The sequence below is a fragment of the Nocardioidaceae bacterium SCSIO 66511 genome, assembly GCA_023100825.1.
GTDB lineage: Bacteria > Actinomycetota > Actinomycetes > Propionibacteriales > Nocardioidaceae > Solicola.
The window spans coordinates 1,861,621-1,885,094 of record CP095846.1 but is presented as its reverse complement, the minus strand read 5'-3'; the positions used below and the strand labels follow the sequence as shown (position 1 = coordinate 1,885,094).

19 protein-coding genes and 1 pseudogene are annotated in these 23,474 nt (G+C 67.4%); 11 read left to right on the top strand and 9 right to left on the bottom strand.

Annotated features, from left to right (window positions below):
- Positions 1–58: 58 nt before the first annotated feature.
- Positions 59–1,435, bottom strand: a complete 1,377-nt coding sequence (locus tag MU582_08830) for a DNA photolyase family protein (GenBank protein ID UPK76725.1) — start codon at positions 1,433–1,435, stop codon at positions 59–61.
- 214 nt (positions 1,436–1,649) lie between these two features.
- Between MU582_08830 and MU582_08825 the strand changes: the two are divergent.
- From MU582_08825 to MU582_08805, 5 genes and pseudogenes are all read left to right on the top strand, one after another.
- Positions 1,650–2,906: pseudogene (locus tag MU582_08825) on the top strand (FAD-dependent oxidoreductase).
- Positions 2,903–3,643 (top strand): DUF1365 domain-containing protein, encoded by a 741-nt coding sequence (locus MU582_08820; protein UPK76724.1) that lies wholly within the window; start codon positions 2,903–2,905, stop codon positions 3,641–3,643. Before MU582_08825 ends, MU582_08820 begins: the two are co-directional and overlap by 4 nt.
- Complete coding sequence (locus tag MU582_08815) at positions 3,640–4,887, top strand: cyclopropane-fatty-acyl-phospholipid synthase family protein (GenBank protein UPK76723.1); 1,248 nt, start codon at positions 3,640–3,642, stop codon at positions 4,885–4,887. The genes MU582_08820 and MU582_08815 overlap by 4 nt, the downstream gene beginning before the upstream one ends.
- Positions 4,884–6,149: a cyclopropane-fatty-acyl-phospholipid synthase family protein gene (locus MU582_08810; GenBank protein ID UPK76722.1), complete on the top strand. Its 1,266-nt coding sequence runs from the start codon at positions 4,884–4,886 to the stop codon at positions 6,147–6,149. The genes MU582_08815 and MU582_08810 overlap by 4 nt, the downstream gene beginning before the upstream one ends.
- Positions 6,142–6,933 carry a DUF1295 domain-containing protein gene (locus tag MU582_08805; GenBank protein ID UPK76721.1) on the top strand — a complete coding sequence of 264 codons (792 nt, stop codon included), beginning with the start codon at positions 6,142–6,144 and terminating at the stop codon, positions 6,931–6,933. Before MU582_08810 ends, MU582_08805 begins: the two co-directional genes overlap by 8 nt.
- 53 nt (positions 6,934–6,986) lie before the next feature.
- Here the strand turns inward: MU582_08805 and MU582_08800 are convergent, their stop codons facing one another.
- Both MU582_08800 and MU582_08795 read right to left on the bottom strand, forming a co-directional pair.
- Complete coding sequence (locus MU582_08800) at positions 6,987–7,694, bottom strand: fasciclin domain-containing protein (protein UPK76720.1); 708 nt, start codon at positions 7,692–7,694, stop codon at positions 6,987–6,989.
- 118 nt (positions 7,695–7,812) lie between these two features.
- Complete coding sequence (locus MU582_08795) at positions 7,813–9,354, bottom strand: molybdopterin-dependent oxidoreductase (GenBank protein UPK76719.1); 1,542 nt, start codon at positions 9,352–9,354, stop codon at positions 7,813–7,815.
- A 134-nt stretch (positions 9,355–9,488) separates the two neighbouring features.
- On the opposite strand from MU582_08795, the gene MU582_08790 reads away from it, so the two are divergent.
- The gene (locus MU582_08790; protein ID UPK76718.1) at positions 9,489–11,150 is read left to right on the top strand and encodes an alkaline phosphatase D family protein; all 1,662 of its coding nucleotides are present in this window, start codon (positions 9,489–9,491) and stop codon (positions 11,148–11,150) included.
- A 3-nt stretch (positions 11,151–11,153) separates the two neighbouring features.
- Positions 11,154–12,404: an alkaline phosphatase family protein gene (locus MU582_08785; GenBank protein UPK76717.1), complete on the top strand. Its 1,251-nt coding sequence runs from the start codon at positions 11,154–11,156 to the stop codon at positions 12,402–12,404.
- Between the two features lie 20 nt (positions 12,405–12,424).
- On the opposite strand, the gene MU582_08780 is transcribed toward MU582_08785, so the two are convergent.
- Positions 12,425–13,933, bottom strand: coding sequence for a sodium:solute symporter (locus tag MU582_08780; protein ID UPK76716.1), 1,509 nt, complete (start codon positions 13,931–13,933; stop codon positions 12,425–12,427).
- 127 nt (positions 13,934–14,060) lie between these two features.
- Here MU582_08780 and MU582_08775 point away from each other — a divergent pair, with 127 nt between their 5' ends.
- Positions 14,061–14,546: a nitroreductase family deazaflavin-dependent oxidoreductase gene (locus MU582_08775; GenBank protein ID UPK76715.1), complete on the top strand. Its 486-nt coding sequence runs from the start codon at positions 14,061–14,063 to the stop codon at positions 14,544–14,546.
- A 16-nt stretch (positions 14,547–14,562) separates the two neighbouring features.
- Here the strand turns inward: MU582_08775 and MU582_08770 are convergent, their stop codons facing one another.
- The 3 genes from MU582_08770 to MU582_08760 all read right to left on the bottom strand — a co-directional run bounded on the left by MU582_08770 (position 14,563) and on the right by MU582_08760 (position 17,091).
- Positions 14,563–15,399: a phosphatase PAP2 family protein gene (locus MU582_08770; protein ID UPK76714.1), complete on the bottom strand. Its 837-nt coding sequence runs from the start codon at positions 15,397–15,399 to the stop codon at positions 14,563–14,565.
- Between the two features lie 287 nt (positions 15,400–15,686).
- Entirely contained in the window at positions 15,687–16,151 is a 465-nt protein-coding gene (locus MU582_08765; GenBank protein ID UPK76713.1) for a LysM peptidoglycan-binding domain-containing protein, read from the bottom strand.
- A gap of 97 nt (positions 16,152–16,248) precedes the next feature.
- Complete coding sequence (locus MU582_08760; protein UPK76712.1) at positions 16,249–17,091, bottom strand: SDR family oxidoreductase; 843 nt, start codon at positions 17,089–17,091, stop codon at positions 16,249–16,251.
- A gap of 166 nt (positions 17,092–17,257) precedes the next feature.
- Between MU582_08760 and lexA the strand changes: the two genes are divergently transcribed.
- The 3 genes from lexA (at position 17,258) to MU582_08745 (ending at position 20,178) form a co-directional block, all read left to right on the top strand.
- Positions 17,258–17,977, top strand: coding sequence for a transcriptional repressor LexA (gene lexA / locus MU582_08755; protein UPK76711.1), 720 nt, complete (start codon positions 17,258–17,260; stop codon positions 17,975–17,977).
- A gap of 381 nt (positions 17,978–18,358) precedes the next feature.
- On the top strand, positions 18,359–19,348 hold the full coding sequence (locus tag MU582_08750; protein ID UPK76710.1) for an ATP-binding cassette domain-containing protein: 990 nt from the start codon (positions 18,359–18,361) through the stop codon (positions 19,346–19,348).
- Positions 19,345–20,178, top strand: coding sequence for an ABC transporter permease (locus MU582_08745; GenBank protein ID UPK76709.1), 834 nt, complete (start codon positions 19,345–19,347; stop codon positions 20,176–20,178). The genes MU582_08750 and MU582_08745 overlap by 4 nt, the downstream gene beginning before the upstream one ends.
- A gap of 99 nt (positions 20,179–20,277) precedes the next feature.
- Here the strand turns inward: MU582_08745 and MU582_08740 are convergent, their stop codons facing one another.
- Together MU582_08740 and MU582_08735 are read right to left on the bottom strand one after the other, a co-directional pair.
- Positions 20,278–21,270, bottom strand: coding sequence for a hypothetical protein (locus MU582_08740; GenBank protein UPK76708.1), 993 nt, complete (start codon positions 21,268–21,270; stop codon positions 20,278–20,280).
- Between the two features lie 185 nt (positions 21,271–21,455).
- Positions 21,456–23,438 carry an ATP-dependent DNA helicase gene (locus MU582_08735; protein UPK76707.1) on the bottom strand — a complete coding sequence of 661 codons (1,983 nt, stop codon included), beginning with the start codon at positions 23,436–23,438 and terminating at the stop codon, positions 21,456–21,458.
- Positions 23,439–23,474: the final 36 nt, after the last annotated feature.

The window sequence follows — 23,474 nt, the reverse complement described above, 5'->3', positions numbered from 1 at the left end:
TTCGAAGCCGAAGTCGACCCGGATTGGTCCGGCCGCGAACCCGTCCACTTCACGGGCGTCACGGCGCATCCGGCGTCTCGCCGCGGGCGGTGTGGAACGCGCGTCGAGCATCGTCGAGGTTGACGACGGGGTACGGGTAATCGAGTTCAGCACGTTCTTCCGGCGAGAGATCCCAGGGCCGGTGTACGCGCCGTCCGCCGATCGACGCGAGCTCGTCGACGTACCGCCGAACGTACGTTCCGTGCGGATCGAACCGCTCGGCTTGACGGATCGGGTTCAGCACCCGGTTGGGACGAGTGTCGGTTCCCGTACCGGCAACCCACTGCCAGTTCAGCTGGTTCTGCGCGATGTCCCCGTCGACCAGGTGGTTCAGGAAGTACGCCGCGCCTTCCCGCCAGTCGACGTACAGATGTTTGGTGAGGAAGCTCGCCACGATCATCCTCGTACGGTTGTGCATCCAGCCTTCGCGAACGAGCTGTCGCATCCCGGCATCGACGATGGGGATGCCGGTGCGGCCCTCCGACCACGCGACGAAATCCTCGCCACCTCGACGCCATCGGTCGCCACGACCACGGTAGTCACGACGTGACGCATCCGGGCGAGCCGCGAGCACCTGCAGATGAAAGTCGCGCCATGCGAGCTGTCGGACGAGTGCCGCACCGCCGGCCGAGTCGCCCGCGCGCGCCGCGACCTCGACGGGGCTCACACAGCCGAAGTGGAGGTACGCCGACAGGTGCGACGTCGCGTCCGCGGAGAGATCGTCGCCGTGGTCTGCGTACTGATGTACCGCGTCCCGCATCCACGCGTCGAGTCGGGCACGCCCGGCAGTCTCTCCGCCAGCAGGGAGTTCGGGCGCGGGGTTCCCGCCGCCCAACTCCATCACCGTGGGCACGGAGCCTCTGTCGACTCGCCTGCTCGATATGCGCTCGGGAGCGTCCAACGGGGTACGTACGACCGCCTGGCTCCAACGGCGATGGAACGGCGTGAACACCGAGTAATGGTCCTTGTCCTGTGGATGCACACTCCCCGGTGGAACCAACGGAATCGTCTCCGCATACTCGACCAGCGCGCGTCCGTCGGCCGTGAGCCTGGCCCGGAGTCGCTCCGAACGCCGTTGCGCGTACGCACTCCAGTCGAGCGACACGTGGATCGAACTCGCATCGAGTCGGTCGGCGAGTTGGGCGATCTGATCGATGGGATCTCCGCGCCGCATCACCAGAAAGGAGCCGAGGCGCCGGAGACCCGCATCGAGATCGTGCAGGCAGTCGGCGAGGAAGGCCGCCCGGTTGGGGCAGCCGAAACCCGAATCCGCAATCCGCTCATCGATGACGAACAGCGCGACAACGCGGTCGGCAGCGTCGACCGCACCTCGCAGAGTCGGATTGTCGTGCACCCGCAGGTCGCGGGTGAAGACCACCAGCGCCGTCGTGGTCATAGAGGCGCCGGATGCGAGGTCATTGCCACACCATGCACGCAGACTCGTGCGGGTGGCAACCCGGGCGCCGCGGCCCCCTACCGTCGGCCGTTCGGTGCCGCGGCAAATCCGACTCGGTCCCGCACCAAACCTCTCCCCGCTCGGCTCCGAACCACGAACGAGCAGGTGTCCCGGTACGAGAGGACGTGAAGGCATGAGCGGTACACGTCGGTCACGAGTCGCGGTCGTCGGATCCGGTGTTTCCGGCCTGACGGCGGCGTACCTTCTGCAGCGCCAGTACGACGTGACACTCTACGAGCAAGCCGACCGGCTCGGTGGTCATGCGCACACGCACGACCTCGCGATGGGCGGTGCGGCCGTCGCCGTCGACACCGGGTTCATCGTGCACAACCGGCGTACGTACCCGCTGCTCACCAAGCTCTTCTCGGAGCTGGGTGTGCAGACCCGGCCGAGCGAGATGTCCATGAGTGTCCGCTGCGACGGATGCGGTCTGGAGTACGCAGGTGCGCGCGGCATCCGAGGTGTATTCGCGCAGCGTTCCAATGCCGCACGCCCTCGATTCTTGCGACTCCTGGCCGAGATCCGCCGATTTCACCGGGCGGCGCGCACGTTCCTCGCCGAGCAGCCGACCGGCGATGAACCGACGCTGGGCGAGTTCCTGCGTACGCACCGGTTCTCGTCGTACGCCGTGAACCACTTCGTCCTTCCACTCGTGGCCACGGTCTGGTCGTCGGGCACGAGTGACGCAATGGCCTACCCGGCGCGTTACCTGTTCACGTTCCTCGACAACCACGGCATGTTGTCGGTTTCGGGCTCTCCGCAATGGCTCACCGTCGCGGGCGGATCGCGTACGTACGTCGAACGGATAGCCAAAGAGATGCATACGGTGCGCACGGCCACGCCGATCCGCACCGTGCAGCGAGGCGCCGACCGGGTCGATGTCCGCACCGACGGCGACGAGGTCGATGCGTACGACCAGGTCGTGCTGGCGACGCACGCCGATCAAGCGCTTCGGCTGCTCGACGACCCGTCGGACATCGAACGCGCCGTCCTCGGCTCCTTCGCCTCCACCCGCAACGAAGGCATCGTGCACACCGATACGAACGTGTTGCCCCGCTCACGGGGGGCCTCCGCTTCGTGGAACTATGTCGCCGACGACTGCGGCGCCGAACACGCGACGAATGCGCGAGTCACCTACGACCTGACCAGGTTGCAGCATCTTCGAGGCGACGGCGCGAGGGTGCTCGAGTCCTTCGGCCTCCGAGGGCGGGTCGCCGAGTCCAAGATCCTGGCGGAAGTCACGTACGAGCATCCGATCTTCACACCGAAGTCGGTGGCGGCGCAGCAGCGCATACCCGATCTGATGACCGGGCGGGTGCTCTTCGCCGGCGCCTGGCAGGGCTGGGGGTTTCACGAAGACGGGTGCGCGTCGGGTGTGCGCGCGGCGGCTCGGCTCGGGGTGGTCTGGTGACGACCGGCCCGCCGCTCACGCCGATGCTGTACGACGCCACAACCGTGCACGTCCGCCGCGAACCCGTCCACCGCCGGTTCCGGTACGGCCTGTACCTGTGGCTTGTCGACATCGATGACCTCCCTCGGCTTCGAGCCCCACTTGGCGTTTTCGCGAGGTTCCGCGCGCGCGACCACATCGGCGACGCGCACCGCAGCCTTCGAGCGAACATCGATCGCGAGCTCGACCGGTCGGGCGTCGGGTCGGGCGACGGCCCGGTCATCATGCTCGCCTCGCCGGCGTTCCTCGGTTACGTGTTCAACCCGCTATCACTCTTCTGGTGCTACGACGCGGACGGCGCGCTCCGTGCGGTGGTGGCCGAGGTGCACAACACGTACGGCGCCCGGCACGCCTATGTCCTCAGCCCGGGCCCCGACGGCCGAGTCGGTACCGACAAGCGACTCCCGGTCTCACCGTTCCTCGCCGACGACGGCCGCTACGAGATCCGTGTCCCCATACCTGGAAGGACTCTGAACGTCAGCGTACAGCTCCGACAACGCGGGCGAACCTCCTTCGTCGCGACCCTCATCGGCGAGCGACACGCTCCTCGCACCAGCACCCTGCTCTGGTTGGCCCTGCGCTATCCGCTGCCCACGTTGCGGGTGTCCGCGCTGATCCGTTGGCAAGGTGTGCGGCTCTGGTTACGCCGCCTACCGATCACAAACGACAACAGACGTCGACGGCAGGAGGAAGTATGACTTTCGTACGCCCAGCACCGCCCGTGCTCACGCCCAACGCAGGTATCGACGCCACCCGTTGGCCCCAGGTGGCATCCGTACCGTACGCGCCATTCAAGGCAGCGGTTGCGCGACTCCTCTTGCGACGCGCTGCCTCGATCGCCGGTATTCGGGTGCTCACGGGCCTCGAGAACGCGGAGTCGAACGGACCCGCGATCCGGCTACTGCGTCCGGAGGAGTTCTACGCACGTGTCGGCGCGAACGGGCTGATCGGCGTCGGCGAGGGTTGGATGAGCGGCGCCTGGACGACCGACGATCTGCACGGCCTCCTGCACGCGTTCGCTATCCACCTTCGCGATCTCGTTCCGCCACGTCTGCAACGCCTGCGGCGATGGTACGACCGGCCCATGCCCGCTGCGGAAGATGCTGACCGACGCGGGGCTCGTTCGAACGCGGCGCATCACTACGACCGCTCGAACGATCTCTTCAGTCTGTTCCTGGACTCCACCATGACGTACTCGGCAGCGTTGTTCGGGCCGGGCGACGACCTCGAGCGTGCGCAGCAACGCAAGCTGGACACGCTCCTCGACGCCGCGGACGTCGGCCCGCGGTCCCGGGTACTCGAAATCGGCACCGGCTGGGGATCGCTCGCATTACGAGCGGCGCAGCGCGGTGCGAGTGTCACGACGGTCACCCTGTCGACCGAACAGGTCGAGTACGTACGAGCCGCCGCTCGGGACGCGGGTCTGCTGGATCGAATCGACGTACAGCTCTGCGACTTTCGCGACGTACGAGGCACGTACGACGCGATCGTCAGCGTCGAGATGATCGAGGCCGTCGGCGAACGGTACTGGAACGCGTACTTCCGCTGTCTTGCCGAGCATCTCGAACCGCACGGACGCATCGGCCTGCAAGCCATCACCATGGACCACGACCACATGCTCGCCACCCGTCGCTCGTGGGGCTGGATCCACAAGTACATCTTTCCCGGCGGTCTCATCCCATCGATACGCGCAATCGCGGACAACGCCCACGACCACGGCCTGCGGATCAGCGACCGGCAGGCGTTCGGCGCTCATTACGCGAAGACCCTTCGACAATGGCGTATCCGCTTCTGTGCCGCGCACTCGGAGGTCCTCGCCCTTGGTTTCGACGACACGTTCTGCCGAATGTGGGAGTTCTACCTGGCGTACTGCGAAGCGGGCTTCAGTTCCGGTCACCTCGACGTTGAGCAGATCGTGTTGGAGAAGGGACGAACCGCGTGACCAGTCCAACAATCGCGGAGGCCATCCACCGCGCGGCATCCTCATTGCTCGGCACGACCCTGCCGCTGAGAATCCGGGCATGGGACGGCAGCGTGTTCGGCTCGGGTTCAGAACGCTTGAGCCTCAACTCACCGGATGCGGTCCGCCACGTCGTCTGGCGGCCCGGAGAGCTCGGGCTTGCAAGGGCGTACGTGAGCGGGGCGATCGATGTCGAGGGCGACCTGACCGATGCGCTGCGAGCGGTACGCCGGACGTCCGAAGTCAGACCGCCGCTGTGGCGTACGCTTCCGCACGCGTCCGGGGAGATCATCGAGTCGGTCCGTGCGCTCGCCCGGGCAGGCGCGCTCAGACGCCCACCATCCCCGCCTCCGGAAGAGGCACGGCTCTCGGGCCCGTTGCACAGTCTGCGCCGCGACGCCGATGCGATCCGCCACCATTACGACCTCGGGAACGACTTCTACGAGACGATCCTCGATGACACGATGGCGTACTCCTGCGGGCTGTGGCTCCACGAACCCGACGACCCGCCCACCATCGCCGACAGCGCGCAAGCGTCGTACGAGAAGCTGGATCGCATCTGCCGCAAACTCGACCTGCGTCCAGGCACTCGACTGCTCGATGTCGGTTGCGGTTGGGGATCGCTGCTCATCCATGCGGCGACGCGCTACGGCGTACACGCGAGCGGCGTCACGCTTTCGACGGAGCAGGCGGCGTACGTCCGCGAGCTCGTGCAACGCAATCGGCTGGACCACCTCATCGACGTCGAGGTTCGCGACTACCGCGACGTCGATGTTCGCCGCGTGGACGCGGTGGCATCGATCGAGATGGGCGAGCATGTCGGCCGTCGCCAGTACCCCACGTACCTGTCGACGATGTTCGGTGCGCTGCGACCCGGGGGTCGGCTGCTCCTGCAGCAGATGTCTCGCACGGGCAACCCGGGCGGTGGCGCTTTCATCGAGAGCTACATCGCCCCCGACATGCACATGCGGCCGCTGGACGAGACATGCGCGATGCTGCGGCGGACCGGATTCGAGATCCGCGACATCGCGGGACTACGCACCCATTACCAGCTCACCGCACGCGCCTGGGCACACAACCTCGAGGACAACTGGCAGACCGTCGTGAGAGTCGCGGGCGAGCGCACGGCCAGGATCTGGCGCCTGTACCTGGCCGGCGGCGCGCTGGCGTTCGAGGAGAACCGGATGGGCGTCGACCAGATACTCGCCGTGCGGCCCCCTGTCAACGGCGCGTCGAATGCGTGACCCGCACGTCGTGGTCTCGGTGCTGACTGCCTCCGCCGCAGTGGTGGCTGGTGCGATGGTCTTCGTACTGCTGCGGGTCAGACGCACGGGCGAGGTCAGTGTCATCGACACCGTGTGGGGAGCGGGATTCGCCGCGATCTCCCTGATCGGCCTGGCGATCACGTGGGACTCGACGGGCAACGAGCTGCGGATCCTGCTCGCCGTACTGGTGACCGCGTGGGGTCTCCGGCTGACCCAACACATCGGTCGACGCAGCCGCGGTGCCGGCGAGGACGAGCGGTACGCGGACCTCTTCGAGCGCCATGCTGGCGGACGAATGCGCACCGCGGCACTATGGGTATGTCTCCCACAGGGACTCGCCATGTGGTTCATCTCGCTGCCGGTCCAGCTGGCACAAGCGAGCACGGCATCCGTTCGCTGGTGGGTCATTCCAGGCGTCGGCCTTTGGCTGGTCGGCGTCTTCTTCGAGTCCGTTGGCGATGCCCAGCTCACGCGGTTCCGCGCCGACCCCGCGAACCGCGGACACGTACTCGACACCGGCCTATGGCGCTACACCCGGCACCCGAACTATTTCGGCGACGCCTGCGTGTGGTGGGGCTTCTACATCTGCGCCGCGTCCGCACCGGCTGCGGCGGTCGCCTTCCTCTCACCGGTCGCGATGACCTGGTTGCTCGTCCGGGGTACCGGAAAGCCCCTGATGGAAACCCATCTCGAGCATCGACCCGGCTACGCCGAGTACGTACGAAGGACGAGCGGGTTCGTACCCCTTCCCCCACGTAAATAGCGGAGCGGGCGGCCCCGTAGCCACCGCCCGCTCCGAAACTTTGCTCGGGTCCGTCACATCATCGACGGCGGCATCAGCACCGAGTCGACCAAGTAGACCGTGGCGTTCGCGGTGTGTACTCCGCCGCAGATGACCTTCGCCTGATCGTCGCCGACGGTGATGTCATCGCCGGAGCCTGACACCTTCAGCTTCTCGCCCTCGGCAGTCGGGTGCGTACCTGCGACCTCGTCGGGCGCGAGCTGACCGGGAACGACGTGGTACGTGAGTATCGACGTGAGCGTCTTGGCGCCCTTCGGGCTCGACAGGGTCTTCATCGTCTTCGCATCGATCTGCTTGAACGCGTCGTCAACCGGAGCGAAGACCGTGAACTCGTCGCCGTTGAGCGTGTCGACGAGGTCGACCTTCGGGTTGACCTTGCCGGAGACCGCGGCTGTGAGCGTCTTCAGCAGCGGGTTGTTGCTCGCCGCGACCGCGACGGGATCCTCCGACATGCCTTCGACCGAGCCGGCGCCGGACGGCACCTGCTTCGCGTACCCGGCGCAGCCCGGGCCGACGAGATCGGCCGCCGGGTCCATGCCCGAGTCCGAACTGTTCGTGCTGTCGTCGCCGCTCGAGTCGCTGCTGGACCCGTTGTCAGCGGAGCTCGACGACGAGTCCGACGACGAGTCGGAGCTGTCGTCGTCGCCACCACACGCCGCGACGAAAAGCGTCAACGACGCGACGGCCGCCACCGCCAGCGATTTGCTGCGGATGCTCTGCATGATCGGTCCTTCCGTTGTGGTCTGACGCGGACAGTGCCGCGTGCTTGATACGGATGGTTCGGTGCGGAGACGGGTGCGGATTGGTTCGATCTGCGGGCAATCTGTCCGAGTCCGCGCTTCAGTCGACCGTGAACTGCACGCTGTGCCACCCGGTCGACCCGTCGGGTCGGGGCTCGGCCCGCTCGCTTGTCTGGGTGTAACCACTCGCGTCCGTCGCGCGCACCGTCACCTCGTGCGTGCCCGGAGTCGGGTCCGTCCAGCGCCAGCGCCACTGCCGCCAGGTCGAGATATTGTCCTGTGCTGCCAGCTCGGCCTCGGCCCATTCTCCGTCGTCGACTCGCACCTCGACCCTCTCGATGCCGTGGGTCTGTGCCCACGCGACGCCCGCGATACGTACGTCGTCTGCCGGCAGCGACTGGAACGAACGAGGCACGTCGATGCGCGAGGCCGTCTTGATCGGCGCCTTCTCCGACCAGTCGCGGTCCGTCCAGTACGCGCTGATATCGGCGAACCTGGTCACTTCCAGGTCGACGACCCACTTGGTCGCCGACACGAACCCATAGAGACCCGGGACCACCATCCGTACCGGGAAGCCGTGCTCGAGCGGAAGCGGTTCGCCGTTCATCGCCACTGCGAGGATGGCATCGCGGTCGTCGGTGAGCGCCTCGAGCGGCGTCCCGATCGTCATGTCATCCGCACTGGTGGACAGCACCGCGTCCGCGCCGGGCTCGATGCCGACCTCGGCGAGCACGTCACGTAGTCGGACGCCGATCCACGTCGCGTTACCGACCAGGTCTCCGCCCACCTGGTTGGAGACACAGGTCAGCGTGATCCGCCGCTCGATGAGCGGCCGGTCGATCAGCTCGGCATACGTCAACGTCAGCTCTTCATCGACCATGCCGTGAATGCGCAGGTGCCAGCTCTCCGCCGGTACGTCGGGAACCTGCAACGCCGTGTCGACGCGGTAGAAGTCCGCGTTCGGCGTGAGGTACGGCGATACGCCGTCGACCCCGGTGACAACTCCGCGCGCTATCGGCGGCGCCGGGTCGGTCGGCTTCGGGATGGTCACGCGCAGTCGCGACGCCGCTGCCTCGAGCCCGGAGTTCAGCCGAGCGACGGCGCCACCGCCGAGCGCAACGGCGCCGGCCACCAGCGCGCCGAGCAGAAACCGACGACGGGCGATCCCGGCCGTCTCCCCCGCGGGCTCCGGAGCGGCGTCCAACGACCCCAACAACCAGGCGAACACACCGACGACAACGACGCTGGTGACGACGCCGGGAATCAGCGCGACCCACCAGTCGGCGAGCAGCGTACGGTCAGTGACGGCCGCGATGATCGCGACCAGCCCGAGCACGGCCGCAAGTGCGAGCGCCAGACGCCGACGATGGACGCCGAGCACCCCGGCACCCGCGGCGATCAACAACACGACACCTAGCACTCCCCCGATCAGGACCACCTTGTCGTTCTCTCCGAACGTCTCGACGGCCCAATCCTTGAGTGCGCCCGGCGTGGCGTCGATGAACGCGTTGCCGACGGACACCACCGGCGACGCGGCGCCAGAGAGCAGCGCAGCAACCCCGCTGCCCGCGCCGAGGCCCGCGAGTGCGGCAAGCAGCCCGCTTGCGGCGCCGGCTGCGTGCTTCTTGACCAGGATTCCCATATACGGGGTTCGTCACCCTGCAGACCTGGGATTGGTCTCACGTACCCGAGTCTGCGGCACGGCAAGACCAGCCGAACGGCGGATGAACGGCGCGTACGTGGACAACCCGGCGCGCGGCCGCTTAGATGCTACCCGTGAGTACGCTTTCGCGACGACATGTCCTGTCGACCGGCGCAGCCGTATCGGCCGGTGCCGTATCGGCCACCCTTCCCTCACCGGGAGCCGCCGCCCGCGGCGAGCACTTCCGGCATGGCATCGCCTCGGGCGACCCGCTGCCGCACAGCGTCGTACTGTGGACCCGGGTCACCCCCACCGCGGCCGCATCACCTGGCTCCGGTCGCGGCCCGAACATCAATGTGCATTGGGAGATCGCGACCGACCGCCGATTCCGTTCGATCGCCGGCAGCGGCCGCATGCGTACCGGTCCGGCTCGTGACCACACCGTCAAGGTCGACGCCACCGGCCTCCGCCCGGCCACGACGTACTACTTCCGGTTCGTCTACGACGGCCGGCCCTCCCCGATCGGCCGCACTCGAACGGCGCCGGCGACCAACGCGTCACCGCGGCGCCTGCGTTTCGGTGTCGTCTCCTGCGCCAACCTGCAGGCCGGGTACTTCGCGGCCTATCGTCACCTTGCCCGCCACGACCTCGACGCCGTCATCCACCTCGGCGACTACGTGTACGAGTACGGCCCGGGCGAGTACGGGTACGGCAAAGACGACACAGATGTTCGTGAGCACAAGCCACCACATGAGATGGTCGACCTCGCCGACTACCGACGGCGCCACGCACAGTACAAGCGCGACGCCGACCTGAGCGCGCTGCATGCGAAGGCGCCGTTCATCGTCACCTGGGACGACCACGAAGTCGCCAACGACACCTGGCAGGGCGGCGCCGAGAACCACGATCCGCAGACGGAGGGCCGCTGGGCCCGACGGAAGGCCGCAGCACGCAAGGCGTTCGACGAGTGGATGCCCGTACGCATGGGTGGCACCTCGACCCTCGGAGACGGTGTCCGGCTGTACCGACGGCTGCGATTCGGCCGACTCGCCGAGCTGTCGATGCTCGATCTGCGTTCGTACCGCGACGAGCAGGCGTCGAGCCCGATTTTCGGAGGAGTGAGCGACCCCGACCGTACGATCACCGGCAAGCGCCAGCTCGACTGGCTACGCCAGGGTCTCGCGACCGACGCCCAGTGGAAGCTGATCGGCAACCCGGTGATGATCGCCCCGGTGCAGATCCCGCCGTTGAGCGCTGATGTCCGACGCTCGGTGGAGCGTACGGTCGGCGACGCGTCGATCCGGCGCATCGACGGCATCGCGTACAACGTCGACCAATGGGACGGCTACACCGCAGACCGAAAGCGTCTGCTCCGCCACATCGCCGACCACGGCATCACCGACACCGTCTTCCTCACCGGCGACATCCACTCGTCGTGGGCATGCGACATCCCTCGCAATGCTGCGATCTACCCACTCGGCGACACAGTCGCGACGGAACTGGTCTGCAGCTCGGTGACGAGTAACAACCTCGACGACCTACTCGGAGTCCCGCCGCGCACCGGTTCGCTGGCAGTCGAGGCGGCGCTGCAGACGCTGAACCGGCATGTGCGCTACCTGAACTTCGACGACCACGGGTACTCCGTGCTGACTGTGACGGCGGCGCGCACGCAGATGGATTGGTACAAGATCGGCGACCGCGCCGATCGGCGTACGGGAGTCGAACATCAAGCGTCGTGGGCGGTCGAGGCCGGCAGCCAAAAGGTACGCCCGGCGTCGGCGCCGGTGGAGGACTGAATCATGAATGACGCGATGCCGAGCAGAAGGACGTTCCTGCGCGCGGGCGCTGCGGGCGGGGCGTCGGTGGTGTTGTCCGGGGCCGCCGGTGCTCCGTGGGCAGCCGCGACTCGCCGCGACGACGCGCGTGCGTACGTACTCGTGATCGACGGCTGCCGCCCCGATGAGCTCGGCGGCACGCTGACGCCACGGCTCGCCGCGCTGCGGCGCGAAGGCCTTTCGTACCCGCAGGCGCGGTCGGTGCCGATCATGGAGACGCTGCCGAACCACGCGATGATGATGACGGGCGTACGCCCGGACCGCACCGGAGTGCCCGCGAACTCGGCGTACGACCCTGCCGACGGTGAGGTACGCGACCTCGACCGTCCGAGCGACTTGGAGTATCCGACGATCCTGCAACGCCTGCGTCGTAAGGGATTCACGACCGGCAGCGTGCTGAGCAAGAAGTACCTCTACACCCTCTTCGGCGAACGCGCCACGTACCGCTGGGAGCCCGAGCCGCTGCTGCCGATCACCGAGCACGCGCTCGACGGGTTCACCCAGGCGGCGCTCGAGGCGATGGTGCGTGACGCCGACCCGCACTTCGTTTTCGCGAACTTCGGTGACATCGACCGCTTCGGCCATGCCGATCTGACGGGTGGGAGCATCAAGCTGCTGCGTCGACTCGCGCTCGCGAACACCGACCGGCTGATCGGCGAGTTCGTCGACTTCCTGAAGGACACGGGGCGATGGCGGCACAGCGTCCTCGTGGTGCTGGCCGACCACAGCATGGACTGGTCGGATCCGTTCGCCTTCGTCTCCCTCGCGGATGCTTTCAAGGACGACTCGCTGCTCGCAGGCAATGTCGCTTTCGCCGATAACGGCGGCGCCGATCTGCTGACCTGGACCGGGCCGAAACGTCAGCGTGACAAGGCCGTACGGAGAATGCGAAACATCGCCCGCGAGGTCGACGGCGTCCTGTCGCTGCACGACCCTCGGTCGTTGCGCCTGGGCTCGCGCGGCGGCGACCTGGTCGCGTACTGCCGCTCGGGCTGGCGCTTCAGCGATCCGGATCCGATCTCGAACCCGATCCCCGGCAACCACGGGCATCCCGCGACTGCGCCGATCCCGTTCTTCCTCGCCGGAGGTTCGCCGCTCGTACGTCGGGGTACGTCGACCGCGCGGGCGCGCACGATCGACGTCGCGCCGACGATCGGAGAGGTGTTCGGCCTCGGGAGCCCAAGGGGCGGGTACGACGGCCGGTCACGCCTCTGACCGTCGTCGCCCGACGACGGTCAGGTTCGGTCCGAGGCATCCGCCCCCGCGCGGTCGGCGTCTGCCGGGTGGAGCATCGACAGCGCCGTGCCGATGACCATCGTGATGACCACGCCGATCGCGGTGAACCAGGTGAACCCGACCACGATCTCGCCGTCGTCGATCACCCACTGCTGGTAGATGAACAGTGCCGACATCGCGGCCACCGCGACGGCGAACGCAATCATCACGTCGAGCTGCCGCGCCCGGCGTACGAAGATGCCGAGGAAGAACGCACCGAGCAGTCCGCCGTACGTGATGCTCGCGACCGAGAGGCCGAGCTCCAGCACCGGGGTGTCTTGGCCGACGAACAGGTTCCCGAACAGGATGAACACGAAGCCCCACACCAGCGTGGTGATCCGGCTGGCACTGAGCGCCTTCGCGTCGTCCATCGGGGTCGACCGGAAGCGGTCGATGAGGTCGGTCATCGTCGAGGACGACAACGCGTTGAGCGACGACGACAAGGTGCTCATCGCGGCGGCGAGGATTCCCGCGAGCAACAGTCCGGCAACGCCCGACGGCAGATCCTCGACGATGAACGTCGGGAACAGCTCGTCACCGGATTCGACCTGCCCCATGTCCGCGAGCGCCTTTCCGTCGTAGTACGACCAGAGCGCGAGGCCGACCAGCAGGAACAACCCGAACTGTAGGAACACGATCACGCCGCTGGCGATCACGGCAAGCTGCGCATCCTTACGCGTACGACACGCGAGGAGCCGCTGTACGACGATCTGGTCGACACCGTGCGATGCCATCGACAGCAGAGCACCGCCGAGGATCGCGGTCACGAAGGCGTACGGCGCTGTCACGATGTCGGAGCTGAAGTCGAACATCTGGGTCTTGCCGGCGTCGACCGCGTCCGACCAGAAGCCGCCGGTCTTGTCGAACAGCACGAACAACGCGATCGCGCCGCCGACCAGGTACACACCCATCTGGAACACATCGACCCAGACAACTGCCCGGATACCGCCGATGTAGGTGTACGCAACGGTGACCAGCGAAAGGATGGTGATGATCCAGAAGTACGAGATGTCAGCGCCAAGGCCGTCCAGGATGAACTTCAGCGGGATCGCTGCGGCGTACATGCGCACACCGTCGGCGAGCAGCCGGGTGAGCAGGAAGGTCACCGAGGCGGTGCCCTGCATCGCGCCGCCGAACCGCTTACCGAGATAGGCGTACGCGGTGATCATGTCGCCGGCGTAGTACTTCGGCAGCAGTACGAAGGCAACGACGATCCGCCCGAGGAGATAGCCGATCGCGAGCTGCAGGAAGGACAGGTCACCCAGGTACGCGATGGCGGGGGTGCTGATGACGGTCAGAGCGCTGGTCTCGGTCGCGACGACCGAGAGAGTCACCGCCCACCACGGCAGCTCCCGGTTACCGAGGAAGTAGCCCTTGACGCTGGCCTGCCTGCCGCTGAGCCACAGACCGATGCCGGCCGATCCGATCAGGTAGATGATGATGACGCTGAGATCGAGCCCGTCGAGCATGGTGCCTCCGATTACGCAGGTGAGATTGCCAGCCTGCCCCGTTCACGCGGTGTTCATGCGCGCGGATCGTGTCCTTTTGTGACCCTGCGTCCTTCTGCGACGATGGGGCTTCTTACGACCATGACTAGTGCAGGGCACTGAGGTGTTGAACGACGTACCCGCGACCGCGCTACGCGCCGCACGGCGCGCGTACCTCGCCGTGGAGAAGTACGGCGTGAACGTCGCGATGCGGCGCCTCATCGACCGCGGTCTTGCCCCCGACGCACTCGCGCTGCTCGAGACGTCTGGTCGGCGTTCGGGTCGTCCGCACCGCACCCCGGTCGGGAACGGCTTGGTCGACGACACCTTCTGGGTCATCGCCGAACGCGGCCTGCAGGCCGACTACGTACGCAACCTGCAGGCCGATCCGAGTGTCTGGGTCAAGGTCGCCGGGTGCTGGCGCGCGGGCACTGCCGAGGTGCTGCCCGACGACGACGTACCTGCTCGGGTCCGCGCCATCCTCGAGGCGAACCCGAGTCTTGCCCGGCGCGCCGACGCCAAACTCGTCGACGTCTCCGCGGCGATCCACGGATCGGTGCCCGTGACCGTACGCATCGACCTCGGCGTCGAGTAGTCGTTCCCCGACAGCCTCAGCGCGTGGTCTCCGGTGTACGCTCCGTTGCCCCGCTTGTCGCCGGCGTCGCGCGTACTCGCGGCTTCCAGGGCCATGGGGGCGGGTCGACGATGCCGCGACGCGCGATCATCATCGACGGGATCAGTAGCGCGATCGCAACGAGCCCGTCGAACCAGTAGTGGTTCGCGGTCACGGTGACGACGACGATCGTGATGATCGGGTGCAGCGCCCAGAGCCATCGCCATCGGGTGCGGCCGACGGAGATCATCACGACGGCGATGAGAACCGCCCACCCGACGTGGAGACTCGGCATCGCGGCGAACTGGTTCGCGACGCTGTCGGTCGTCACCTCGCTGTACGGGGTGATGCCGAACAGGTGTCCGGTGTCGACGAAACCGAGATCGGGTCGCATCCGCGGCGGTGCCAGCGGGAACGTCAGATGTCCGATGAGTGCTGCCGCCGTCACCAGGACGAAGCTTCGTCGAGCCCACAGGTACGCCGCCGGGAAGCGGATGAACGTGTAGATGAGGAATGCGAGCATCGCCGGGAAGTGCACGGATATGTAGTAGATGTTCGCGATTTCGACGCCGTGCGGCCACGCCGCGAGCAGCGCGCTCTGCACCCACTCCTCACTGGGCAGCGGCAGCGCGCGTTCGAACCGCCAGATCAGGTTCGAGTTGTCGAAGGCTGAGCTCGTGTGATGAGAGGCGAGCAGGCGTCCGAGGTTGTAGGCGATCCACAGGCTCGCGACGATGCCTACCTCGAGTGCGAGGCGGCGCCACCACGCGAGGTGAGCAAAAGGCCGATGACCTGTCGGATCCGGAGTCCGATATTCGTTTAGTAATACCCCCATAGGGGTAATCTACGACGCGCGTACAAGCAGGTCGCGTCAATTTCGGTCGGTGTCCATCGCCCGGCCACGTACCGTCGGCACACTCGTCGGATCCGCCCCGGTCGGGACTCACGAAAAAAGATCTGCATCCGGATGAAACCAATCGGCCCGCCAACGCGTCTCCTTCTGTGGGGACACTTCGGGGGCGTGTCCCAGGGTTGTGTGTGAGCCGGTGCGCCGCGGGGTTGCGCACCGGCTCACCCACAAACTGGCCCCGCTGCGCAGACCGCAACGGCGCGGCCGACGGATCAGTAACGCGGAACCTTGAGCTCGGTGCCCATGCGCAGAGCGCCGGCATCGGTGATGCCGTTGAGCTCGCTGAGGTCGTCGACGGTGGATCTGACGTCGCCGTCGGGGTTAACCCGCCCGGCGATCTCCCATAAGGTCTCGCCCGGATGCACCGTGACGGTCACCGGCTCCGGCGCGGCGTCCTTCGTGGCGACGACCGACGGACCGAACGCGACGAGCCCACCGAGCACGACCAGCAATGCGGTCACAACGACGACGACCCGCCCACGACGGGTGAGTCGCAGCGGCCCCTCGACTCCGCGGCCAGCCGCTCGGCGGGCGGTGGTGACGGGCGCGGGCCGGGAGAGGTGCAGGTCGGCGGTGGTCATCGGTGCCTCCGGGGAAGTCAGCGGCGGTCGTACGTGCGTTCGATCGAACACGTGTACGACGGTACGCGACGCCACCGACAAAGTCCATGACTTCATCGAACAAATGTTCCCCATGCCTCGGGGCGCGGAATCACGTGACTGCATGCCGGCAACGTACGAGCCGCCACCGACAGCCCGAGCCGACCACGACCCGTCAGGTGGAGCGCTTCGCGGCGCGAGCCCCTTGTCTGCGCGCGAGCGGCTCGAAGCGCATCAACACCGACGGAAAGAGACTGGACGCACGCATGACGAGACCGCGGCGTACGGGCAACGTGCGGTAGACGCGGCGCGTGCCGAGCATCGCGACGAGCGCGTCGGCGACCTCGTCGGAGGTCAACAGCCGTCCGCCCGAACGCACCAGGCTGAGGCCCTGACCCCCGGGCTCCATCGAGTCGAGGAGCGCCGTGTCGACGCCGTCCGGGCAGACGGCGTGTATGCGGATCTTGTCCTTGCGCAACTCGGTGTCCATCGAGGTCGCGAGGCTCAACACCGCGGCCTTGGTGGCGGCGTACACCGACAACCCCGGTACCGGACCGTGCGCTGACAGCGACGCGGTCATCGCGATCTCGCCGCCCCTGATCCCGTCGGCGGACTGCTCGCGCATAGCGGCAGCGGCGGCCCGAGCGCCCCAGATCACGCCGAGCAGATTGACGTCGACGAGCGTACGGACCAGCGCGCTGTCCTGGTCTGCGACAGTGCCGTCGAATCCCACACCCGCATTGCAGACCCATACGCCCAGCGGTGCGTGCGTACGAGCCCGCTGCGCGGTAGCGGTCGCGGCGGCCTCGTCGGTGACGTCGTACGCGCATCCGTCGGCGGCGCCGATCTCCTTGGCCGTCGCCTCTGCCGCGGCCGCATCGAGGTCGGTCACGACGACGAGGTAGCCCAGCTCGACGAGCCGCTCGGCGACGGCTCGGCCGATACCACCGGCGCCGCCGGTGACGACGGCCGACCGCGGCGCGTGCGTCGGCACCCGAGCGGGGATCCTGCGCGACATCGGCACTCCTGACCTCGACGAACGTCCGGGCGAGCCTACCCAAGGCACGCTGCGGCGCCACTGACCGACCTCGACACGCGATCGAACACGTGTTTGATCGCGTCGTTCGATCCGACTAGTCTCATCCTCGACCCGCAGCCGCCGATGCCAGCAGGAGCGAACGCCGATGCCCAAGTCAACCGACAACGTCAAAGAACTCCCCGACGGTCCCGCAGACGCCTCCGGCATCACTCCCCGGCAGCGGCGCATCCTGGAGTGCATCCGGGAGTCGATCGAGTCACGCGGCTACCCGCCGAGCATTCGCGAGATCGGCAACGAGGTCGGTCTGACCAGCTCGTCGTCGGTCGCCTATCAGCTGCGTACGCTCGAGCGCCAGGGTTTCCTTCGCCGCGACCCGAACCGCCCGAGGGCACTCGAGGTGCTGCTCCCCGATGTGATGGCGGCGCGGCGGTCCATCGGCCAGTCGGCCGACTTCGGCTTCGACGAGACCGACTACGGCGACGAGCGCCCGGATCCCTCGTACGTCCCGCTCGTCGGACGCATCGCGGCGGGCGGCCCGATCCTCGCAGAGGAGCGCGTCGAGGAGGTCTTCCCGCTGCCGCGCACGCTCGTCGGCGAGGGCACGCTCTTCCTGCTGGAGGTCAAGGGCGATTCGATGATCGACGCCGCGATCTGCGACGGCGACTACGTGGTCGTACGCCAGCAACCGACCGCAGAGAACGGCGAGATCGTGGCCGCGATGATCGACGGCGAGGCGACCGTCAAGACCTTCCAACGCAAGCGCGGCAAGGTGTTGCTGCTCCCCCACAACGAGGCGTACGACCCGATCGACGGCACCGACGCGACGATCCTCGGCAAGGTCACCACGGTGCTACGCCGGATGTAGCGCCACACCGGCATCTGCCCGAGCGGCCGGTGCGCATTTGGTTGACGTCATGACCCCGTTCGTCCACCAAGTGCGCGCCGGCCGCTTGTGTTCGGCGGCACCCGCGACCTGCCGAATGCCGCAGCATCCGGTGCCGTCGCGTACTACCTCGGATGTAGTGCGGCGGTAGGCGGGGTCCGCGACGACGACGGCGAGAACGGTTCGCGGGGACGACGACGCTTCGACATCCGGCAGCGATGATCGGTAGTTGTGTGCAATGCGTGGTCTGAGTCGTTCGCCGGCAGCGAACGGCGATGACCTCAACCAAACTCCAGGTTGAACCATCGAACCGTACGAAAAATGACAAGCGTCCTGTCAGACCCCGACCTTAGGCTTGATCTCATGACATCAGACCCAGCCGTCGAGGCCATCAACCTCGTCAAACGCTTCGGCGACAACACCGCCGTCGACGACGTCAGCTTCGTCGTCCCGCAGGGCAGTGTTCTCGGGCTGCTCGGCCCCAACGGCGCCGGCAAGACAACCACCGTGCGGATGCTCACAACCCTGAGCATCCCGACCAGCGGCACCGGCAAAGTCGCCGGCCACGACATCATCAAGGAGCCTTCGGCCGTGCGCCGGAGCATGGGCCTGACCGGGCAGGCGGCCACGGTCGACGAGCTGCTCACCGCGCGCGAGAACCTCCGCCTGATCGGGCGCCTCTACGGTCTTCCACGCTCGTACGTACGCGAGACCAGCGACACATTGCTCGAGCGGTTTGCGCTGACCGATGCCGCCGAGCGCACGATCAAGACATACTCCGGCGGAATGCGGCGCCGGCTCGACCTCGCGGTGAGCCTCATCGCAGCACCGCCGGTGCTGTTCCTCGATGAGCCGACGACGGGGCTTGATCCGCACAGTCGCTCCGAACTGTGGGGCGTACTGCGCGATCTGGTCCGCGACGGCACGACCCTGCTGCTGACGACGCAGTACCTCGAGGAGGCCGATCACCTCGCCGACGACATCGTGGTGATCGACCGCGGCCAGGTGATCGCACACGGTACGCCGACCCAGTTGAAGGACCAGGCCGGCAAGGCGGCCGTCGTCGTGACCCTGACGCACGCGGCCCGCTTGGAGGAGGCCGAGAAGGTCATGCGCGACATCTGCGAGGAGGTCCACGTCGAGGCGGACTCGCGCCGGTTGACCGCGCAGGCGAGCGGCCTCGCCGATATGACACGGATCGGAGCACGTCTGGAGGAGCTCGGCATCGAGCTCGACGACATCGGGCTCCAGCGCCCGAGTCTCGACGATGTGTTCCTGCACCTCACCGGCCATCGCGCCGAGCCGACCGACGACGAGCAACCCGAGACCGAGACGCAGGAGATGCCCGTATGACCGCCGTCCAGACCGAGCGCCCGGCGCTCGCACCCGCATCCCTGGGGCGGGCATCGCTGGCCATCACCTGGCGCAACCTGATCCACATCAAGCGCCAACCCGAGATGCTGCTCGATGTCACCGTGCAGTCGGTGATGTTCGTGCTGCTGTTCGCGTACGTCTTCGGCGGCGCGATCCAGATACCCGGGTCCGATGTGGACTACAAGGAGTTCCTGCTCCCCGGCATCATGGTGCAGACGATGATCTTCTCGTCGGCCACGGTGGCGATCGGGCTCACGAACGACCTGCAGAAGGGCATCGTCGACCGTTTCAAATCGCTGCCGATCTCGAGGTCATCGGTGCTCGTCGGGCGCAGCATCTCCAGCCTGATCCATGCCAGCATCGGCATCGTGGTGATGGGTGTGACCGGGCTACTGGTCGGTTGGCGGATCCGCGAGGGGCTCGGCGACGCGCTGATCGCGGTCGGACTGCTGCTGTTGTTCGGCTTCGCGATGATCTGGCTCGGCATCTGGGTCGGTTCGATGATGCGCACGGTCGAGTCCGTCCAGGGCCTGATGTTCACGGTGATGTTCCCGCTTACCTTCGTGGCGAACACCTTCGTACCAACACAGCAGATGCCGTCCTGGCTGCAGCCGATCGCCGAGTGGAACCCGGTCTCCGCGCTGGCACAGGCGTGCCGTGAGCTGTGGGGCAACGGTCCGGCAGCGGGGCCGAATGACGCGTGGGCGTTGCAGCATCCGGTTCTGATGTCGGTGGCCTGGTCCGTCGCGCTCGCGGCGATCTTCGCCCCACTCGCGCTCGCCGCCTTCCGCCGCCGCTCCCGCGACTGACCGCTGGCCTCCCGCCCCGCTGAGCCGCACGTTTCAGCCCCAAAAGTTCGAAAAACAGGGCCGAAACGTGCGGCCCAGCGGGTGGGTAGGGCGGGCTGGCTAGTCCCATTGACGGCCCGGCGCCCAGTCCCACCACCATGCCGGCTTGTCCGTCGTCCACCGCCGTGGTCCGGCGACGGCGACGGCGCGCGCCCGACCGTCGACCATCCGCCGCATGGTCTCCGAGCGCTCGGCTCGGGCATGCTGGGCGGCACCGATGCGTACGACCGGCATGCCGTGCTTCTCGAACGCGTCTCCGCGCACGTTGTCATCGTTGTGTCGCTCAATCCGGCGATGATCACCGCCATCGGATTCGATCACCAATCCGGTCTCCGGGTCCCGTAGGTCGGGAATGCCGATCAGCTCCGCAAAGCGGTCGAAGACCGGAAGGTTGACGCACCAGTCCTCGATTCCGAGCGCCGCAGTCGCGAGCATCCGGGTCCGCGGCTCCCACGGGCTCGCCGACCGCGTCGACGCCGCACCCAACGCCCATCGTGCTTGAGCGCGCCCACGCGTCTTCACGTGCGCCGCGAAGGTCGCCCGGACGTTGTCGAGAGCCGTACGCGCCTGTTCGATGACCGTGCTCGTCGCCATCTCGACGGCGACCAATGCTTCCAGGCGGTTGGGCGCGTCGAGCATGTCGTCATACGTTGCGCGCGCCATCGTGGTTGCCTCGAACCCGCCGAGGTCGATCACCTCGCCGGGAACGAGGCGTCGCTCGCGCACTCGGATACCCGGTCTGTTGCGCAGGCGCGTGCCGGGGGCGCAGAGGATCGTGACCGGCAGGTCCTCGCCGTACAGCGAGCCGTCGGAGTACGCCTGGCCTTGAATCCAGCGCGACGCCCATCCGGTGAGCACACAACCGTCGACCATCAGCCCGATCGCGTCCGCGACTCGGAGCGCGGGCTGCTCGAGCTGGATGTCCGCAGGTCGGCGCAAACCGTGATACGGCCGCGCGTACTGCCGGCCGCGTACGCGCTTGGCGGACAAACCGTCCGCACGCAGACGCGCGACTCGGCGAGACATGGCGGGGACCTGACTGAGTTGGTTCACATCGGCAGTGTGCGTGCCGAATGGACAGTCGGGTCGGCGCTATCCACAGACCGCCGATCCACGCCCGCTGGGCCGCACGTTTCAGCCCCAAAAGTTCGAAGAACAGGGCCGAAACGTGCGGCTCAGCGGGGAGGGAGGCCTGGGCGGGCGGGCGGGTGGCCGGGCGGCTCAGCGGGGCGGGTGGGTCAGGACTTCGCTGCTTGGTCGAGGCGTTCTAACGCACCGAGTACGGTCGCCCGGTCGGTCGTACGCCACATCGGCGGCAAGGATGCGGCGAGGAACGAGCCGTACCGAGCCGTGGCGATGCGCGGGTCCAGGATCGCTACCACGCCCCTGTCGGTACTCCGGCGGATCAGGCGACCCGTGCCCTGCGCGAGCAGCAGCGCCGCATGGCTGGCCGCGACCTGCATGAAGCCGTTACCGCCACGACGCTCAACGAGTCGCTGCCGAGCACTCATCAGCGGGTCGTCGGGTCGCGGGAACGGAATCCGGTCGATGATCACCAACTGGCACGTCTCCCCCGGCAGGTCGATGCCCTGCCACAGGCTGAGCGTCCCGAACAGGCAGGCCGCCGGGTCGTCGACGAAGCGTCGCGCCAACTCCGGGAGCTGGGCTTCGCCCTGGCACCACAGCTCCAGCTCGGGAAGACGCGAGCGTACGGACTCCGTCGCCGCCTCGGCCGCTCGACGCGACGAGAACAACCCGAGCGTACGCCCGCCGGCGGCCTCGATCAGCGACGCGATCTCGTCCAGTTGCTTCTCCCCGAGACCGTCACGACCGGGCGGCGGAAGGTCACGCGCGACGTACAGCATTCCTTGCCGTGCATAGTCGAACGGCGATCCCACATCGATCGCCGCCCAGGAGTCGTCGTCGCCGAACGCCAGGCCGAGCGACGAAGCGATCGCCTCGAATCCTCCGCCGAGCTTGAGAGTTGCGCTCGTCAGGATCACGGTGTTCTCGCTGAAGAGGTTCTCGTGCAGCGCGCCCGCGACATCGACCGGTGCGACGAACAACTCGTTGCCGCCGCGTACGACGTCGCGCTCGCTCATCCAGAGCACATCGGTCTCGACGTTCGCGGCCATCCGGTCGGCGATCTGACGGATCTCGTCGATGAGTGCCCGTGCCTGCGTACGCACGGAGTCGCCGCTGTCGTCCGAGCCGAGCAGCGTCTCCTTGCTCTCCTTGGGGATCGCCGAGAAGCAGGCGCGGGCGGCATCGCGTACGCCGGCCAGCGCGTCGGCCAGGAAGCCCGGCATCGTATCGACCCTGCCCGGTTGCAGATCGGCGATCGCCTCGAGCAGGTCGTCGGACGCCGCCTCGAGATCGTCGGCCTCCGACCCCTCGACGACATTGCGGGCACGACGCGCCGCACGCTCGACCATCGGCGGGCTGAGCTCCTTCGTCGCCGCCTGCGTCACACGTGAGGTCAGCTCATGCGCCTCATCGACCACGACGGCGTCGTACTCAGGCAACATCGGCACACCGTCGATGGCGTCAATCGCCAACAGTGCATGGTTGGTGACGACGATCTGCGACTCCATCGCGCGGTCTCTGGCGCGCTCCGCGAAGCACTCGGCTGCGTACGGGCATCGACTCGCGCCGAGGCACTCCCGCGCAGAAACTGCGATCTGGCGCCACGCGCGATCGGTGTGCGCGGGCGCGGAGTCGCGATCGCCGGTCTGCTTCTCGTCGGCCTGCTCCTCCGCCCAGTTGCGCAGGGCCACGACCTCGGAGCCGAGCGATCCGGTCGGCACCTCGATCAGCTCGCCCTGGTCGTCGGGCGCCCCTTCGCGAATACGGTGCAGACAGGCGTAGTTGGCGCGACCCTTCAGCACCGCGTACGAAGGGGACGACCCGAGCTCGCTGCGGACACCCTCGACGAGGGCGGGGATATCGCGCTCGACCAACTGGTGTTGAAGATTGAGCGTCGCAGTGGCGACCACGACTCGCTTCTCGTGCAGAATGCTCGGCACCAGGTAGCCGAGCGACTTACCGGTGCCCGTGCCCGCTTGGACGAGCAGATGCTGCTCCGATTCCAGTGCCGTCGCGACCGCCTCGGCCATCTCGATCTGGCCGGGACGCTCCTGACCACCGACCGCCGACACGGCCGCGTGTAGTACGCCCCGCACGGTGCGTTCGTCGGTTGCGGGCGGCTGGGTGTCGGTCACGCTGCGAGGTTACCGCCCGCGACGTACGCGCGGCGG